The 15,961-nt window shown below is 62.7% G+C and carries 17 protein-coding genes; 9 read left to right on the top strand and 8 right to left on the bottom strand.

Annotated features, from left to right (window positions below):
* Nucleotides 1-101: 101 nt before the first annotated feature.
* Nucleotides 102-707, bottom strand: a complete 606-nt coding sequence (locus ACEOAC_RS21885; protein WP_006461754.1) for a sensor histidine kinase — start codon at nt 705-707, stop codon at nt 102-104.
* Between the two features lie 2 nt (nt 708-709).
* Complete coding sequence (locus ACEOAC_RS21880; RefSeq protein WP_413444466.1) at nt 710-2,338, bottom strand: tetratricopeptide repeat protein; 1,629 nt, start codon at nt 2,336-2,338, stop codon at nt 710-712.
* Nucleotides 2,339-2,764: 426 nt separating this feature from the next.
* Here ACEOAC_RS21880 and recA point away from each other — a divergent pair, with 426 nt between their 5' ends.
* From recA to ACEOAC_RS21850, 6 genes are all read left to right on the top strand, one after another.
* Nucleotides 2,765-3,814 carry a recombinase RecA gene (recA, locus tag ACEOAC_RS21875; protein WP_006461752.1) on the top strand — a complete coding sequence of 350 codons (1,050 nt, stop codon included), beginning with the start codon at nt 2,765-2,767 and terminating at the stop codon, nt 3,812-3,814.
* A 217-nt stretch (nt 3,815-4,031) separates the two neighbouring features.
* Entirely contained in the window at nt 4,032-4,496 is a 465-nt protein-coding gene (gene recX / locus ACEOAC_RS21870) for a recombination regulator RecX (protein WP_413444465.1), read from the top strand.
* A gap of 607 nt (nt 4,497-5,103) precedes the next feature.
* Nucleotides 5,104-6,264, top strand: a complete 1,161-nt coding sequence (sucC, locus tag ACEOAC_RS21865) for an ADP-forming succinate--CoA ligase subunit beta (RefSeq protein WP_102661699.1) — start codon at nt 5,104-5,106, stop codon at nt 6,262-6,264.
* Nucleotides 6,265-6,365: 101 nt separating this feature from the next.
* Entirely contained in the window at nt 6,366-7,247 is an 882-nt protein-coding gene (gene sucD, locus ACEOAC_RS21860) for a succinate--CoA ligase subunit alpha (protein ID WP_006461749.1), read from the top strand.
* Between the two features lie 258 nt (nt 7,248-7,505).
* Nucleotides 7,506-8,222 carry a TerC family protein gene (locus ACEOAC_RS21855; RefSeq protein ID WP_006461748.1) on the top strand — a complete coding sequence of 239 codons (717 nt, stop codon included), beginning with the start codon at nt 7,506-7,508 and terminating at the stop codon, nt 8,220-8,222.
* Between the two features lie 161 nt (nt 8,223-8,383).
* Nucleotides 8,384-8,890, top strand: a complete 507-nt coding sequence (locus tag ACEOAC_RS21850) for a pilin (RefSeq protein WP_006461747.1) — start codon at nt 8,384-8,386, stop codon at nt 8,888-8,890.
* A gap of 75 nt (nt 8,891-8,965) precedes the next feature.
* On the opposite strand, the gene moaC is transcribed toward ACEOAC_RS21850, so the two are convergent.
* Complete coding sequence (gene moaC / locus ACEOAC_RS21845; RefSeq protein WP_241811293.1) at nt 8,966-9,472, bottom strand: cyclic pyranopterin monophosphate synthase MoaC; 507 nt, start codon at nt 9,470-9,472, stop codon at nt 8,966-8,968.
* A 112-nt stretch (nt 9,473-9,584) separates the two neighbouring features.
* On the opposite strand from moaC, the gene ACEOAC_RS21840 reads away from it, so the two are divergent.
* Nucleotides 9,585-11,141, top strand: coding sequence for a M48 family metalloprotease (locus tag ACEOAC_RS21840; protein WP_039874239.1), 1,557 nt, complete (start codon nt 9,585-9,587; stop codon nt 11,139-11,141).
* Between the two features lie 15 nt (nt 11,142-11,156).
* Here ACEOAC_RS21840 and ACEOAC_RS21835 read toward each other — a convergent pair whose 3' ends face one another.
* From ACEOAC_RS21835 to ACEOAC_RS21815, 5 genes are all read right to left on the bottom strand, one after another.
* Complete coding sequence (locus tag ACEOAC_RS21835; protein ID WP_413444464.1) at nt 11,157-11,756, bottom strand: DUF2946 family protein; 600 nt, start codon at nt 11,754-11,756, stop codon at nt 11,157-11,159.
* Nucleotides 11,749-12,741, bottom strand: a complete 993-nt coding sequence (locus tag ACEOAC_RS21830; RefSeq protein ID WP_413628579.1) for a YheT family hydrolase — start codon at nt 12,739-12,741, stop codon at nt 11,749-11,751. Before ACEOAC_RS21830 ends, ACEOAC_RS21835 begins: the two co-directional genes overlap by 8 nt.
* 62 nt (nt 12,742-12,803) lie before the next feature.
* On the bottom strand, nt 12,804-13,238 hold the full coding sequence (locus tag ACEOAC_RS21825; RefSeq protein WP_077237408.1) for a YybH family protein: 435 nt from the start codon (nt 13,236-13,238) through the stop codon (nt 12,804-12,806).
* Nucleotides 13,239-13,306: 68 nt separating this feature from the next.
* Complete coding sequence (locus ACEOAC_RS21820) at nt 13,307-13,507, bottom strand: zinc-finger domain-containing protein (RefSeq protein ID WP_006461741.1); 201 nt, start codon at nt 13,505-13,507, stop codon at nt 13,307-13,309.
* Between the two features lie 84 nt (nt 13,508-13,591).
* The gene (locus ACEOAC_RS21815; protein WP_413444701.1) at nt 13,592-14,512 is read right to left on the bottom strand and encodes a branched-chain amino acid transaminase; all 921 of its coding nucleotides are present in this window, start codon (nt 14,510-14,512) and stop codon (nt 13,592-13,594) included.
* 228 nt (nt 14,513-14,740) lie between these two features.
* Here ACEOAC_RS21815 and ACEOAC_RS21810 point away from each other — a divergent pair, with 228 nt between their 5' ends.
* Together ACEOAC_RS21810 and ACEOAC_RS21805 are read left to right on the top strand one after the other, a co-directional pair.
* On the top strand, nt 14,741-15,535 hold the full coding sequence (locus ACEOAC_RS21810) for an AzlC family ABC transporter permease (RefSeq protein ID WP_077237406.1): 795 nt from the start codon (nt 14,741-14,743) through the stop codon (nt 15,533-15,535).
* The gene (locus ACEOAC_RS21805) at nt 15,532-15,855 is read left to right on the top strand and encodes an AzlD domain-containing protein (RefSeq protein WP_006461738.1); all 324 of its coding nucleotides are present in this window, start codon (nt 15,532-15,534) and stop codon (nt 15,853-15,855) included. Before ACEOAC_RS21810 ends, ACEOAC_RS21805 begins: the two co-directional genes overlap by 4 nt.
* The last annotated feature ends 106 nt before the right edge of the window (nt 15,856-15,961 follow it).

Below are 15,961 nucleotides of genomic sequence, written 5' to 3'. Positions count from 1 at the left end.
CAGAACGACTATTTTCACACTTGGATATGCGCTTTGCGTATGTGACGCTGGCGCCATGGGTCGATCAGCCGATCAGTCGATCGCGCCCTTGCCGACCCGTTTCAGGGCAGGCACAGCTCGAACAGCGCGCCGCCGTCCGGATGATTGGACAGACGCGCCTCCCCGTGGCGCGTTTCCTTGTTGTGGGCGGTGGCAATCGCATTGCACAGGTCCATGCCCAGGCCGGTCGAGGGCTTCTTTTCCTGAGTGCCGATGCCCGGGCCGTCGTCACGCACGGTGAAGATCACCCCGCCTTCAGGATGCTTGCGACAGCCGAGCACGATACGGGTGCGGGCAAAACGCCCGGCGTTCTGCAGGGCTGCTTCCAGGGCCAGGGCCACCAGGTGTTCGTCGAAGAAACCGATGACCGGCATATCGCTCTCGTCCACGGTCAGGGCGATCTCGCTGCTGCGGCTGACCGCCTGCTCGCGCGCCAGTGCCTCCAGGAAATCCAGCGGCGAGACTGCTTCGACCTGCGCGCGCAGGCCTTGCGAATCAGCCTTGTACAGCGTCAGGAAGGCGATCAGCTTTTCCTGCAGGGCCAGGCAGGTGACATGGGCCTGCTGGGCGCGTGGCACGTCGTCCGACAGGCGGCGCAATTCCCCCTCCAGCACGCCCAGGGAGTTTTTGATGTCGTGAATGATGATCGCGGCAAGCTTGGGGTCCATGGTCAGCTCTTCGGGGCTACTTTGCTCAGGGTATCGCGCAGGAACTTGTGCATCTTCGCGACTCTATCGTTGCCCGGGATAAGGCGATCCAGCGTGGCCAGGTAACGGCGCACGCGCTTGACGTATTCTTCATTCCAGCCGCGCTGGCTCATCCACAGCAGATGCAGCTGCGCCGAGGCCAGCAGCACGCCGGTGTTCTCGGGCATGCTGGCCAGCGCCTCTTCCAGCTTGGCCAGCGATTCGTCCGGCTTGGCGCTGCGCATGAGGGCGTTGGCTTCGGCGATGATGCTCATGCAATGCTTGACGGCACCGTCGATCAGCTCTTCGGCCAGACCGGCCCGGCCAGTATCGGCAAGCACCTTGCGTGCCAGCATCTGGAGGGTTGTGTTTTCGTGATCGGACTTGATGGCCTCGGCGATCAGCTTGGCGCCTTCCTCGTCCTTGCCCATCGAGAAGGCGGCCTTGGCCAGCGCCAGCGTGGTGGTGTCGGAGGACTCCTTGGCGGCAGCCTGGCGTGCGGTCTCGAACGCCTGCTGGGCCGAGATCGAATCGCCCAGTTGCACGTAGGCCTGCGCCTGGACGGCCGCCTGCGCCGAGACGAAGATGCTGGATTCCTCGTAGCGGCGCGGGGCGGCTTCCAGCAGGCGCAGCGCGGCGTCGGGGTCGCCACCGTCGACGTGTACCTGCGCCAGCGACAGCAGGTCGGTGGGCTGTGCCGTCAGAGAACCCTTGGTGTGCTTGAGTACCCTGTCATAGGCTTCGCGTGCCTGGTCCAGGTGGCCGCTGCGATAGGCCACATCACCCACCAGGCGACTGCGGCGCGCCGAAGGGATGATTTCGGACGACTTGGTGAGCGCCTCCAGTGCACCTTCCTGGTTGCCCTGTGCCTCGTCGATCTGCGCCAGCAGGTCGTAGGCGGCGATGAACTGCTTGTTCTGCGCCAGCACTTCTTCCACGATGATGCGGGCGTCATCCATCTGGCCAGCCACGATGTTGCAACGGGCAAGTCCGATCTTGGCCCACACCAGGTCGTCGCGCATGGCCAGTGCCTGCTTGTAGACTTCGCGGGCTTCGTCGATGCGGCGCTGCTCAATGAGCAGCGTGCCCTTGGTCTTCATGATTTCCACGATCCACTTGGGCGCTGCCTTGAGGACGTTGTCGCATTCCAGGATGGCACCGGAGATGTCCTTGCGCTTCATCTTCTCGGTCACCGGCAGCATGGCGTGCTGCTTTTCCAGCAGGCGGTCCACGCGCTCGGCGATGCGGCTGGCCGTCAGCGGCTTGAGCATGTAGGCGTCCGGCTGGAACTCGGCGGCGCTGGCCACAAGGTTGTAGCCGCTCTCGGCGGTGACCATGATGAACATGCAGGTCGGCGAGAGCATGTTCTGGGTGCGGAAGAACTCCAGCAGCTGCTGGCCGTTGCTTTCCTTGTTCAGGTTGTAGTCGCAGATGATCAGGTCATACGTGCCAGACTGCACGAAACGGATAGCCTCATCCGGCGTGGCGGCCTGGTCCACCTTGGTCACCCCGAGCTGCCCGAGGTGCATGCGGATGTTCTGGCGCATCGTCGGCATGTCGTCGATGACCAGGCAGCGCAGGGCGCTGATATGGCTGAAGGGCACTAAACTCATGAGAACTGTCTGTCTAACGATCTATCGGTCTTGATTGCGGCAGGCGACACCGGATGTGCTGATGTTGCTGCGATGCAATAACTGGCGAGATGTCTTGTTGTACGCGTTCATTGACGCATAGCTGACGAATTATTCCTACCAACTCGCGAGTGTGCCGTTTTTTTTCCTTCCATGCATCATTCCTCTTTGAATTTGGACTTCCTCAAGGGCCAGCTCTCTTATAATTGTGGTTTTCGGCCGCCGATTATCGTTGCCTGATAGCGTTTGTGTCTGATGCACACAAAAACGCTTGCACGAAGCACTGTTTTTTTATACAGTATCGCTCTATCGGGGCGGTCATCATCCTCTGCCTCCGGGCAACATCAGCAAGACCGCAAGACTCCCCCCCTGAACCCCTTCTTCACGACATTTTGCCGAGAGAGATTTATGGACGACAAAAAAGCTGCGAACAACTCTGAGAAGAGCAAGGCGCTGGCCGCCGCGTTGGCACAGATTGAAAAGCAGTTTGGCAAGGGCTCGGTGATGCGCATGGAAGACGGCGTCGTCGCCGAGGAAATCCAGGCCGTCTCCACCGGTTCCCTGGGCCTGGACATCGCGCTGGGCATCGGTGGCCTGCCACGTGGCCGCGTCATCGAGATCTACGGTCCGGAGTCCTCCGGCAAGACCACCCTGACCCTGCAGTCGATCGCCGAGATGCAGAAGCTGGGCGGCACCTGCGCCTTCATCGACGCCGAGCACGCACTGGACGTCACCTATGCGCAAAAGCTGGGCGTGAACCTGAACGACCTGCTGATCTCGCAGCCGGACACTGGCGAACAGGCCCTGGAAATCACCGACGCCCTGGTGCGCTCCGGTGCGGTCGACCTGATCGTGGTGGACTCCGTGGCAGCGCTGACGCCCAAGGCCGAAATCGAAGGCGACATGGGCGACTCACTGCCCGGCCTGCAGGCCCGTCTGATGTCGCAAGCCCTGCGCAAGCTGACCGGCAGCATCAACCGCACCAATACTACTGTCATCTTCATCAACCAGATCCGCATGAAGATCGGCGTCATGTTCGGTAATCCCGAAACCACCACCGGTGGCAATGCGCTGAAGTTCTACGCCTCGGTGCGCCTGGACATCCGTCGTACCGGCTCCATCAAGTCCGGTGACGAAGTCATTGGCAGCGAAACCAAGGTCAAGGTCGTCAAGAACAAGGTTGCACCTCCGTTCCGCGAAGCTCACTTCGACATCCTGTATGGCGAAGGCACTTCCCGCGAAGGCGAAATCCTGGATCTGGGCTCCGAGCACAAGGTCGTGGAGAAGTCCGGCGCCTGGTACAGCTACAACGGCGAGCGCATCGGCCAGGGCAAGGACAACGCCCGTAACTACCTGAAGGAACATCCGGAACTGTCGCGCGAGATCGAGAACAAGGTCCGCGTCGCACTGGGCGTGCCTGAACTGGCAGGTGGCACCGCCGAGGCACCAGCCTCCTGATCCCAAGGTCTTCACGTACCACCATGGCGGCAGGGTTTGCCTGAGCCTTGAGGTCACGGTGGTGCCTGTCCCGCTTCGCCCCCGGCGCCGGTCCGGTCGGGAGTGGAGCTGAAGTACCGGCCGCATTGTTCTGTTGCTGCCTCGTTTCAATGCAATACGGTTCCATCGTTTTTTCTTCGTGTTCTTCACCGTCACATCGCCCGTGTAGTCGAACGTCATGCCCAGACCGCCGATCAGCCTGAAAGCACGGGCGCTCAAATATCTCTCTTCACGTGAGCATAGTCGCCTGGAACTTGCGCGTAAGCTTGCCCCTTACGCGCAAGAGGGTGATGACATCGACGCGCTCCTGCAGTGGCTGGAGCAGTCCCGTTTCCTTTCTCAAGAACGCTTTTCCGAATCGCTGGTGCATCGCCGCTCGGCCCGTTATGGCAACCAGCGCATCTTTTCCGAGTTGCATGGACACGGCATTGAAGGGGAAGCCATCGCCGAGTTGAAGGCCGACCTGGCAGCAGGAGAGGGCGAGCGCGCCGCGCAGGTCTTGCGCCGCAAATTCAGTGCGCCGCCGGCCGATCCTGAAACTCGGGCCAAGCAGATGCGCTTCCTGCAGCAGCGCGGTTTTTCCCACCGCAGTATCCGCGAAGCCTTGCAGACCGCTTGGAGCGACGAGGAGGAACCGTCGTGAGCAAGGGTGATCCCCTTTCTTGATGCGCTCAGCCGCAGGCCAGGGAGCCATGCGCTCACATCCGGTGGCCCCTCGGATCCCGGGTATTGCCGGCCAGGGACTCTCCACTGCGGTTTGCATTTTTCCTTGCCCGGCCGACTTCTTGCCGAGGACTCGAAATACCGCCCAGCTGTCCTGCCATATGGAAAAGCTATCCCTTTCGGGCCGCTGTTAGCGCTACCGGCTAACAGCCCGGCTGGCCTGTGCTAGAATTCGGAAGTTTTTGCTGCGGCGCGCAAGCCTGAGGAGATATCGCGTGTTGCCGGTTTGTCAAAACGGCGCAACGATGCAAGGCCCATGTAGCAGCAGGAATGGATAATGCGGACGCTTCGGCGCAAGCTGGCGCGTTTCGAATATCAGACCAACTAAAGCAGACGGCATGCACATGCCCAATTCTACGAATTCACTAGCAACCCGCGCAGCTTACGCCTGCGCCCGTCTCCGTCCGTCTCCGGATGTGACACCCGCCTGCGGGTTGCTGTCTGCTTTCTCGTCGGCCGGCATGCTGCCGGCTACCGAATTTCAATCCGGCAAGTTTTATTCATTCAGTGTCTAAAGGGAAGCTCCCATGAAAATCCATGAGTATCAGGGTAAAGAAATCCTGCGCCAGTTCGGCGTAACCGTGCCGCGCGGCATTCCTTGCATGTCGGTCGACGAAGTCGAAGCGGCAGCCCAGAAGCTGGGCGGCCCGGTGTGGGTCGTCAAGGCCCAGATCCATGCAGGCGGTCGCGGCAAGGGCGGCGGCGTGAAGGTGGCCAAGTCGATCGAACAGGTCAAGGAATACGCCAACCAGATCATGGGCATGCAACTGATCACCCACCAGACCGGTCCTGAAGGCCAGAAGGTGCGTCGCCTGCTGATCGAAGAAGGCGCTGACATCAAGAAGGAACTGTACGTTTCCCTGGTGACCGACCGCGTTTCGCAAAAGGTCGTGCTGATGGCCTCCAGCGAAGGTGGCATGGACATCGAAGAAGTTGCCCACAGCAACCCGGAAAAGATCCACAACGTCATCATCGACCCGATCGATGGCCTGACCGACGCGCAAGCCGACGACGTGGCCGCCAAGATCGGCGTGCCGGCCGCTTCCATCCCGGCTGCCCGCCAGAACCTGCAAGGCCTGTATAAGGCTTACTGGGAAACCGACGCTTCCCTGGCTGAAATCAACCCCCTGATCCTGACCGGCGACGGCAAGGTCATCGCTCTGGACGCCAAGTTCAACTTCGACTCCAACGCCCTGTACCGCCACCCGGAAATCGTCGCCTACCGCGATCTGGACGAAGAAGATCCGGCTGAAGTCGAAGCCTCCAAGTTCGACCTGGCCTACATCTCCCTGGACGGCAACATCGGTTGCCTGGTCAACGGCGCCGGCCTGGCCATGGCCACCATGGACACCATCAAGCTGTTCGGCGGCGAGCCGGCCAACTTCCTGGACGTGGGCGGCGGTGCCACCACCGAGAAGGTCACCGAAGCCTTCAAGATCATGCTGAAGAATCCCGAACTGAAGGCCATCCTGGTCAACATCTTCGGCGGCATCATGCGCTGTGACGTGATCGCCGAAGGCGTCATCGCTGCTTCCAAGGCTGTCTCGCTGAAGGTGCCTCTGGTGGTCCGCATGAAGGGCACCAACGAAGACCTGGGCAAGAAGCTGTTGGCCGATTCCGGTCTGCCGATCATCTCGGCCGACTCCATGGAAGAAGCCGCACAAAAGGTCGTGGCAGCTGCCAAGTAAGTAACCCAACACGAAAGCCTGCGCGGCGCGAGCCGCCGGCTGCGAGCAATTGCAGCACCGGGCGCCGCCAGCGGCGCAGGCATCACAGTCAAGGAAGAGAAATGTCGATCCTCATCAACAAAGACACCAAGGTCATCACCCAAGGTATCACCGGCAAGACCGGTCAGTTCCACACCCGCATGTGCCGCGACTACGCGAATGGCAAGAATGCCTTCGTCGCCGGCGTGAACCCGAAGAAGGCTGGTGAAGACTTCGAAGGCATCCCCATCTATGCCAACGTCACCGAAGCCAAGAACGCCACCGGCGCCACCGTGTCGGTGATCTACGTGCCGCCCGCCGGCGCTGCCGCCGCCATCTGGGAAGCCGTCGAAGCCGACCTGGACCTGGCCATCTGCATCACCGAAGGCATCCCCGTGCGTGACATGCTGGCCCTGAAGGACCGCATGGCCAAGGCCGGTTCCAAGACCCTGCTGCTGGGCCCGAACTGCCCCGGCCTGATCACTCCGGACGAAATCAAGATCGGCATCATGCCGGGTCACATCCACAAGAAGGGTCGTATCGGTGTGGTTTCCCGCTCCGGCACCCTGACCTATGAAGCCGTGGGTCAGCTGACCGCCCTGGGCCTGGGCCAGTCCTCCGCCGTCGGTATCGGTGGCGACCCGATCAACGGTCTGAAGCACATCGACGTCATGAAGGCCTTCAACGACGATCCGGACACCGACGCCGTCATCATGATCGGTGAAATCGGTGGTCCTGACGAAGCCAACGCTGCGCGCTGGATCAAGGACAACATGAAGAAGCCGGTGGTCGGCTTCATCGCCGGCGTGACCGCGCCCCCGGGCAAGCGCATGGGCCACGCAGGTGCCCTGATCTCCGGTGGTGCTGATACCGCCGAAGCCAAGCTGGCCATCATGGAAGAGTGCGGCATCAAGGTCACCCGCAACCCGTCGGAAATGGGTCGCCTGCTGAAGTCGGTGCTGTAAGATTGCCGGCCGCTTTTCGCCGGTCTCCTCGGAGGCGGGCGAAAGGCAAGCTCAGCCAGATCGGTAGTACACGCAATACCAGCATGGGGAGCTCCGGCTCCCCATGTCGTTTTATGGAAAGCGCGAAGTCTGTCGTGAGGACGGGCGCGCATCGACCAGAGCTAGCACAGAAGGCTGTGACGGCACTAAGCTCGGTGACCGTGGTCATCCTGCCATACGCCGCTTTCTCTGGCGGACACGTTTTCGCAAAGGACAAGCATGGAATTCCTGGCCAACCTGAACTGGGTCGCGGTCGCGCAGATCATCCTGATCGACATCCTGCTCGGTGGCGACAATGCCATCGTGATCGCGCTGGCCTGCCGCAATCTGCCGGACAATCTGCGCATGAAGGGCATTGTCTGGGGTACCGTGGGCGCGATTGGCATCCGCATCGCCCTGATCGCCTTTGCCGTCACCATGCTGCAACTGCCCTTCCTGAAGCTGTTGGGCGGCGTCCTGTTGCTGTGGATTGGCATCAAGCTGCTCAACGAGGATGACGAACACACCGACGTCAACGGCAGTGACCGCCTGTGGGGCGCCGTCAAGACCGTAATCGTTGCCGACCTGGTGATGAGCGTGGACAACGTGATCGCCATCGCCAGCGCCGCTGAGCAGGCGGCCGGCGAGCACCAGTTGCTGCTGGTGGTGTTCGGCATCGTGGTCAGCATTCCCATCATCGTCTGGGGCAGCACGCTGGTATTGAAGCTGATGGAAAAATTCCCGGTGATCGTCACCCTGGGCGCGGCTCTCCTGGGCTACATCGCCGGTGGCATGATCTTCAGCGACAGCGCCGTGCAGTCCTGGCTGCGGGATTTCATCGCCGATACCGAATTCGTCTTGCCCGGCGCCGCCGTGCATTTGAGCCTGCCCGGCCTGGTGGGCGCCATCGGAGTGGTGCTGACCGGTCTCACGCTCAAGCGCAGGAAGCAGGCCTAGGCCCATCTGGCCCCGGGACGGACCCGGGATGGCCCCGGTGGCGATTGACGCAGGTCAGCGCCGGTCCGCTTCAAAACTGTTAGTTTCACAATTTATTCGCTAGTCGGCATTGCCAACGCTGCCGATACTGGAAGCGCCCTTATCACCTTCACGAGGAATCCATGAAACCAGTCGTCTCCCGTCGCGCCCAACGCGGCTTTACCCTGCTTGAACTGATGGTCACGCTGGCCATCATCGGCATTCTCGCCATGCTGGGCGCTTCGCAATACCAGGACTACATCGCCCGCGCGCGCGTGGCCGAAGGCTTCAACCTGGCCGAGCCGTACAAGCTGGCCGTGACCGAACAGATCAGCTCCAACAACGGCGTCTTCACCGTGGCGCAACTGGGTCTGCCGACCTTCACGCCCACCGACAACGTGAGCAAGATCGACGTCTCGCCGATGGAAAAGCGCGGCGTGGGCGGCGTCATCACCATCACCTACAGCGCACGCGTGGGTGAGGGCGGTACGCTCACGCTGACCCCGACCATCAGCTCCGGCACCATCCAGTGGCAGTGCGCCGCCAAGGATGTGAAGCAGGCCGCCACGCCGGAAGGTGCCACTGCCAACACCGGCTTTGCCGCCGGGTCCCTGCCGGCCAAGTACGCACCGGCCAACTGCCGCGGTTGATCCGCTGCCTGGTCTGACATGCCAAGAAAAAACGCGCCGTCAGGCGCGTTTTTCATTTCGGGGAGCCGTGGCGCTTCAGGGCCTCGCCATCGTGATATCGCTCTTGCCGCCGCGCTTTTCGGTCACGCAGATGTCAGTCATGACCATGGTCTTGTCGACCGCCTTGCACATGTCGTAGACCGTCAGCAGGCCCACCTGCACGGCGGTCAATGCCTCCATTTCCACACCGGTCTTGCCGAAGGTTTCCACGCGCGCGGTGCAACGCACGGAAGCGCTGCCGGCGTCGGTCTCGAACTCCACCGAGACATGCGTCAGTGCCAGTGGATGGCAAAGGGGGATCAGGTCGCCGGTGCGCTTGGCCGCCATGATGGCGGCGATGCGGGCGATGCCCAGGACATCGCCCTTCTTGGCCGTGCCGGCCTCGATGATGGTCAGCGTGGCCGGCTGCATGCGGATCACGCCAGTGGCCAGCGCCACCCGGTGGGTCTCGTGCTTGCCGCCGACATCGACCATGTGCGCCTGTCCGCCCTGGTCGAAGTGGGTGAGGCCGCCGTTGGGCGCGTGTTCGCCGGATGTGTTCATGCTGATTCGCTCTAGGTGAAATGGAGGGAAAGGAGCGGGTATCATAGCAGCCAGCCCGCAGCCCGCGCTGCTCCGACTTCCACGCCAGCCCTGACCGTTACCGATGTCGTCCATGCCACCCACCGTTTCCGATGTGTCCCGCCGTTTCCGTCTCCCCGCGCGCCGGCTGCTGGCCCGCTATCTGAGTGCGGCCTTGCTGCTGCTGCCGGCGGCGCCCTTGACCCTGCTACCCCATCCGGGCGTGGCCCAGGGATTGCCCACGCTGGGCGATACCGAACGCGAAGGTCTTTCGCCGCTGATGGAGCGCAAGCTGGGTGAGGAAATCATGCGTGACATCCGGACCGACCGCGACTATGTCGACGACGGCCCGATTTCGGAATACCTCAATAACTTCGGCCAGAACCTGGTCTCCATCCACCCCGAGGTGAGGGGCGAAGCCGGTTTCGATTTCCAGTTCTTCATGGTGCGCGATCCCATGCTGAACGCCTTCGCGCTGCCGGGCGGCTTCATCGGTGTCAATAGCGGGCTGGTGCTGGCCGCGCAATCGGAGTCCGAGCTGGCCGGCGTGATGTCGCACGAAATCGGTCACGTGGCGCAGCGCCACATTGCCCGCATGCTGGGCCAGCAGAAGCAGAACTCGATGATCCAGCTGGCCGCCATCGTGCTGGGCGCATTGGCCGGAGTGTCCAAGGCCGGGGGCGATGCGGCGATGGCCACCATGATGGGCGGTACCGGCCTGGCCGTGCAGCGCCAGCTCAACTTCAGCCGCGACGCCGAGCGCGAGGCCGACCGCATCGGCCTGCAGATCATGCGTGATGGCGGCTTCGATCCTTCCGGCATGGTCACCTTCTTCGGTCGTCTGCAGGCGGCCTCGCGCAACTACACCGACGCCGTGCCGCCTTACCTGATGACGCACCCGCTGACCACCGACCGTATCGCCGACATCGAGGCCCGCATTCGCGACCAGCGTTACAAGCAGCGTGTGGATAACCCCGAATTCCAGCTGGTGCGGGCGCGCACCCAGGTGCTGCAGAACGACAGCGTGCAGGGCTTGCGCGACAATGTGCAGAAATTCACCGACCAGGCCAAGCAGAACACCAAGTTGCAGACTGCCGCCGCCAAGTACGGGCTGGCCTACACCTACTACCGCCAGAACCGCTTCGACCAGGCCGAGACAGCCTTGAAGGAAGCCCAGGAAGCTGCCATCCCGATGAAGACCGGCATCATGTTCGGCAGCCTCGACATCGATATCAAGATCGCCCGCAAGCAAGCCCCGCAGGCGCTGCAACTGGCCGACAGCCTGCGCCAGCAGTTTCCGATTTCACGCACCATCGCGCGCCAGTATGCCGATGCCCTGATTGCCGCCCGACGCTACGACGTGGCCGTGGCCTACCTGCGCGATCAGGCCCAGCTCTACCGTGCCGATGCCCAGGTCCAGCAGTTGCTGGCCAAGGTCTACGCGGCCCAGGGCAAGCAGGCCTTGCAGCACATGGCGCTGGCTGAATCGTATGCACTCAATGGCAGCCTGCTGGCGGCCATCGATCAGTTGGGCATTGCGCGCAAGGCGCCCGATGCGACCTTCTACGACCAGTCGCAGATCGACGCGCGCGAGCGTGAATGGAAGGCGCGCTGGAAAGATGAACAGAAAGACATGAAGGAGCGTGGCTAGCCGCGACACACGGCCCTAGTCCTGGCGCGGGCGGCTGACGAAGCTGAAGATATGTTCCAGCTGGCTGGTAGGCACGCGCTGCAATGGGAGCGATTGCTCACCCAGCTTGAAGCGGGGCGCGGCCTCGTCGGCCCCTTCCAGCCAGCGCATGAGGGCATCCTCATCCGCATCGTCCCCCTGCAGGCAGGGCAACAGATGCGCCAGGTCGCGATCATCGACGCCGGCAATCAGCTCACCGGCACGCAGATAGAGCCGACCGGCTTCATCCATCCAGGCGGCTGTCGCCACATCGACTGCGATCCCCGTATGCAGCACCAGTGACAGGTTGCCCTGTGCGTCCGGCTGGGTGCGCAGGATGTGCGGCATCCATTCCAGATCCACATAGACCCGCTGCGGCCCGTTCTGGAAATACCAGCGGCCGGCCGCATCGCTGGCGTAATTGCGGTCGATGAAGGCCAGCAGGGCAGGGTGGCGGATCAGGTCGCCCGGCAAGTCCAGCTGTTGCGCGCGCTCGTCGCGCATGCGCCAGCCGCCTCGTGCATCCAGCCGCAGCCAGCCGAAGCAGTGTGGCACGTTGGGCCAGCGGGCCATGGCCTGCTGCACGATCTCATCCATGGGCCAGCTCCGTAGGGGCCGGGAAGGCGCTCTCCGACTTGCCCTCCAGGAAATGCAGCAAGCGGCGCGGCAGCCACGCCAGGTTGCCGGGCGGGCCGCCGGCGGCAAAGCCGACATGGCCGCCTTGCTCCGGGTATTCCAGCACCACTTCCGGCGCGGCCGAGCGGGGCAGGTGGCGCGCCGGCAGGAAGGGATCATTCTGCGCATTCAAGACCAGCGTGGGCACGCTGATGTCGTTGAGGATGTGCTTGGCGCTGGCGCGGTCCCAGTAATCCTCGGTGTTGCGGTAGCCGTGCAGGGGGGCGGTGACGATGTTGTCGAAGGCGTACAGGTCGCGGGCCGACAGCAGCGCTTCGCGATCAAACAGGCCCGGGAACTGGTCCAGCTTGGCCAGGCACTTGGGCCGCATGGTGCGCAGGAAAACCCAGGTATAGAGCCGGTTGAAGCCCGACGCCAGTGCCGCGCCGCCACCCGCCAGGTCCAGCGGCGCCGACACCGCGCAGGCAGCATCGACGATCTCGGCCTGGTGCTGTGATTCCCCCAGCCAGCGCAGCAGCGCATTGGCGCCCAGCGAGACCCCGCTGGCATACAGGTGGGTCGCGGCCAGGTCCTGCTGACGCAGTTTCATGCGGCGGATGATCCAGTCCAGTTCCGCCGTGTCGCCGGAATGATAGAAACGCGGCGCCAGGTTGATCTCACCGGAACACCCGCGAAAATGCGGAATCGCCCCATGCCAGCCGCGCCGTTGCACCTCGGCCATCAGGGCGCGGCTGTAGTGGCTGTCCGAGGAGCCTTCCAGCCCGTGGAACAGCACCAGCAGCGGACGTCCCGGTTGGCCGTCGACGAAATCGATATCGACGAAGTCGCCATCCGGCGCTTCCCAGCGCTCGCGCCGGTAGCGCACGGCCGGCTTGGGCAGGAAGGCCGAGGGATAGATGGTCTGCAGATGACCGCCGGGAAGCCAGCGGGGCGGGATGTAAAGCATGATGCGGCCTTGCTCGTGTTCGATGCTGCCTGTGGAGGATAGAAAACGGAAAACGGCCACACTCAGTGCAGCATGGCTGCGCTGACGACGGCTTCCACCGGCGCTGCGCCCGGGGCGACCGAGGCGTGGTGCATCACCAGGCGCCAGCCCAGCGCGGTCTTGAGGTAGACATTGGTGGCGATGACGTGCACATCGGGCGGGCCTTCGCCGCCGTGGTCGATTTCTTCCACCACGCTGTGCACCGAGGTCATCATGTTCTGCGACACGTGCAGCTGGCGTGGCCGGATATGCAGGCCACCGTTGGAGAGGATGTCTTCCCACACGGCGCGGATATCCGCGTGGCCCACCAGGCGTTGTGCGCCGGGGTGGATGCAGACGATTTCCTCGTCATCGGCCCACAGGTCCATCAGCGCCTCCAGGTCGGCGCGGGCAAGGGCGTCGTAGTAGGCGGCCTCGATTTCATCGGGCGAGCCATGGATCAGTTTGGTGCGCGGCATGACAAATCTCCGGATCAGATGAAAAGAGGGCCTTGTGGGCCCTCTCGTGTCTGGCTTGAAACTTCTGCTCAGTGGCCCTTGACCACGGTGCCCGGTTTCAACTGGTACTGGGTACCGCAGTATGGGCATTTGGCCGCGCCGTGCGCGTCCAGTTCCAGGAACACGCGCGGGTGCGAATTCCAGGCGGTCATGCCGGGGCTGGGGCAGTGGGCTGGCAGGTCCTTGCCTTCGAGCAGGACCACGCCCTGCGATGCTTGAGCTTGGCTCATCTTGTTCTCCGTTGCTTGCGATTGACTGTTGAAACGTTAAGGTCGGGTGTTGCGAATCGATATTCTGGCGGCCGCCGCTGCCATTTACACCAGCGTGAGCCAGTGCTTGTACTGCGGCGCCCGGCCGGCCACCACGTCGAAGAACAGGGTCTGCAGCTTCTCGGTGACGGGGCCACGGCCGCCATTGCCGATGACGCGGCGATCCAGTTCGCGGATCGGCGTGACTTCGGCGGCGGTGCCGGTGAAGAAGGCTTCATCGGCGCAATACATCTCGTCGCGGGTGATGCGCTTCTCGATGACCTCGATGCCCAGGTCGCGCGCCATGGTCAGCACGGCGTCGCGGGTGATGCCATCCAGGCAGGAGGCCAGGTCGGGAGTATAGAGCTTGCCGTTCTTGACGATGAAGACATTTTCGCCAGAACCTTCCGAGACATAGCCTTCGGTGTCCAGCAGCAGGGCCTCGTCGTAGCCGTCGGCCAGTGCTTCCTGGTTGGCCAGGATGGAATTGATGTAATAACCGCAGGCCTTGGCGCGCACCAGCGACACATTCACGTGGTGGCGGGTGAAGGAAGAGGTCTTCACGCGGATGCCCTTGCTGATGCCGTCTTCGCCCAGGTAGGCGCCCCACGGCCAGGCGGCGATGGCCACGTGGATCTTGTTGCCCTTGGCGGACACGCCCAGCTTTTCCGAGCCGATCCAGATCAGCGGGCGGATGTAGCAGGATTCCAGCTGGTTTTCGCGTACCACCTGGCATTGCGCCTGGGCCAGCGTTTCCTGGTCGAACGGCACGTCCATCTGGAAGATCTTGGCCGAGTTGAACAGGCGCTGGGTGTGTTCCTTCAGACGGAAGATGGCCGTACCCTCGGCCGTCTTGTAGGCGCGTACACCCTCGAAGACGCCCATGCCGTAGTGCAGCGTGTGGGTCAGTACGTGGACGGTGGCGTCGCGCCAGTCGACCAGCTCGCCGTCTTTCCAGATCTTGCCGTCGCGGTCAGCCATGGACATGGTCATCTCCCTGTATGCGGTGATTGCAGAAAATGCAGAATGTGCAGAAAGCGAAAATTCGGTATGAAACGCCCGGCGCGGACGAACCGGCCAAGGAACTGCATTTTAGCGGATTCACGCGAGCAAAAACTTTCATCTGTAGAATGAAAGACCTGAGTGAAAATGCACACATCGTCACATGCACCGGCATTCCCGGCCGGCGCATCCAATACGCGTAACGGAACAACAATGCAGAAGGAGACAGGCGAGCAGGGATCAGGATCGGCAGGCCAGCCAGCGCCGCACGACCCCGCCACCGCCCGCCGCATCGAGAAGGACGCCTTCCAGGAAGGCTGGCGCGCCAGTGCCTCGACCATACCGGCCGTGCTGGCCTGGGGCGTGGTCTCGGGCATGGCCATGGTCAAGTCGGGGATGAGCATCTTCCAGTCGCTGGGCATGAGCCTGCTGGTCTATGCCGGCTCGGCCCAGTTCGCCGTGCTGCCCTTGCTGGCGACCGGCGTGCCGCTGCTGGTGGTGTTCTTCACGGCTATGATCGTCAACCTGCGCTTTGTCATCTTCTCGGCCGCCGTGGCGCCGCATTTCGAGCACCTGCCCTGGTATCGCCGGGTGTGGTACGGCTTCTTCAACGGCGATATCTCGATGGCCTTCTTCCCGCAGCGCTTTCCCCCCTCGACCTTCGGTCAACCTGCAGGCAAGATCGGGTATTTTGCTGCGATCTGCTATCCGGGCTGGGTGGCCTGGCAGCTCGGGGCCACCATCGGCATCCTGCTGGCCAGCCAGATTCCGGAGAGCTGGAACATCGGCTTCGCCGGCACCCTGGCACTCATTGCCATCATGATCCCGATGACCAGCAGCCTGCCGGCCTTGGCCGGGGTAGTGGTCTCCGGCACGGTGGCAGTGCTGGCGCTGGAGCTGCCCTACCGTCTGGGTCTGCTGCTGGCCATGGTGCTGGGGATGAGTGCGGCCATGCTGGCCGACAAGTTGCTTCCGGGAAAAGAAAAGGATGAAGGGGCGGCCGCATGAGTGAATGGTATGTGTGGGGCGCCATCGTCCTGATGACCGTGTCCACCCTGGTCACGCGCAGCGGCTTTTTCCTGTTCGGCCACGCGGTCAAGCTGCCGCCGCGGCTGAAGCACGCCCTGAGCTATGCCCCGGCGGCGGCCATGGCGGCCATCATCTTCCCCGACTTGGTCAGCGCGCGCGGGGTGATCGACCTGAGCCTGACCAATCCCAAGTTGCTGGCCGGCATCGGTGGCGCCATCTTCTTTGCCGCAACGCGTCATCTTCTGGGAACTATTGTGGCGGGAATGTCACTCTTTACACTGTTGCGTTGGTTCATGTGAATCTTTGCGCACACCAGCCTGAAGCGCCCGGGATCTTGTCCGGGCTGGCAAAAAGCCGTCAGGAGCGGGTCAGGCTGGAGTAAAATACGACGTTTTTCGCCCCCTT

It is taken from the genome of Herbaspirillum frisingense (assembly GCF_047325095.1).
GTDB classification, from domain to species: Bacteria; Pseudomonadota; Gammaproteobacteria; order Burkholderiales; family Burkholderiaceae_D; genus Herbaspirillum; species Herbaspirillum frisingense.
This window is presented reverse-complemented; position numbering and strand designations above follow the sequence as displayed.

Coding starts and splice junctions, on each gene's coding strand:
- ACEOAC_RS21825 (WP_077237408.1), bottom strand. CDS start 13,238: ATGCCGCGCACCAAACTGATCCATGGCTCGCCCGATGAAATCGAGGCC.
- recX (WP_413444465.1), top strand. CDS start 4,032: ATGCCCAGACCGCCGATCAGCCTGAAAGCACGGGCGCTCAAATATCTC.
- ACEOAC_RS21815 (WP_413444701.1), bottom strand. CDS start 14,512: ATGTCCATGGCTGACCGCGACGGCAAGATCTGGAAAGACGGCGAGCTG.
- ACEOAC_RS21805 (WP_006461738.1), top strand. CDS start 15,532: ATGAGTGAATGGTATGTGTGGGGCGCCATCGTCCTGATGACCGTGTCC.
- ACEOAC_RS21885 (WP_006461754.1), bottom strand. CDS start 707: ATGGACCCCAAGCTTGCCGCGATCATCATTCACGACATCAAAAACTCC.
- moaC (WP_241811293.1), bottom strand. CDS start 9,472: ATGAACACATCCGGCGAACACGCGCCCAACGGCGGCCTCACCCACTTC.
- ACEOAC_RS21835 (WP_413444464.1), bottom strand. CDS start 11,756: ATGGATGAGATCGTGCAGCAGGCCATGGCCCGCTGGCCCAACGTGCCA.
- sucD (WP_006461749.1), top strand. CDS start 6,366: ATGTCGATCCTCATCAACAAAGACACCAAGGTCATCACCCAAGGTATC.
- ACEOAC_RS21820 (WP_006461741.1), bottom strand. CDS start 13,507: ATGAGCCAAGCTCAAGCATCGCAGGGCGTGGTCCTGCTCGAAGGCAAG.
- ACEOAC_RS21810 (WP_077237406.1), top strand. CDS start 14,741: ATGCAGAAGGAGACAGGCGAGCAGGGATCAGGATCGGCAGGCCAGCCA.
- recA (WP_006461752.1), top strand. CDS start 2,765: ATGGACGACAAAAAAGCTGCGAACAACTCTGAGAAGAGCAAGGCGCTG.
- ACEOAC_RS21850 (WP_006461747.1), top strand. CDS start 8,384: ATGAAACCAGTCGTCTCCCGTCGCGCCCAACGCGGCTTTACCCTGCTT.
- ACEOAC_RS21830 (WP_413628579.1), bottom strand. CDS start 12,741: ATGCTTTACATCCCGCCCCGCTGGCTTCCCGGCGGTCATCTGCAGACC.
- ACEOAC_RS21840 (WP_039874239.1), top strand. CDS start 9,585: ATGCCACCCACCGTTTCCGATGTGTCCCGCCGTTTCCGTCTCCCCGCG.
- ACEOAC_RS21880 (WP_413444466.1), bottom strand. CDS start 2,338: ATGAGTTTAGTGCCCTTCAGCCATATCAGCGCCCTGCGCTGCCTGGTC.
- sucC (WP_102661699.1), top strand. CDS start 5,104: ATGAAAATCCATGAGTATCAGGGTAAAGAAATCCTGCGCCAGTTCGGC.
- ACEOAC_RS21855 (WP_006461748.1), top strand. CDS start 7,506: ATGGAATTCCTGGCCAACCTGAACTGGGTCGCGGTCGCGCAGATCATC.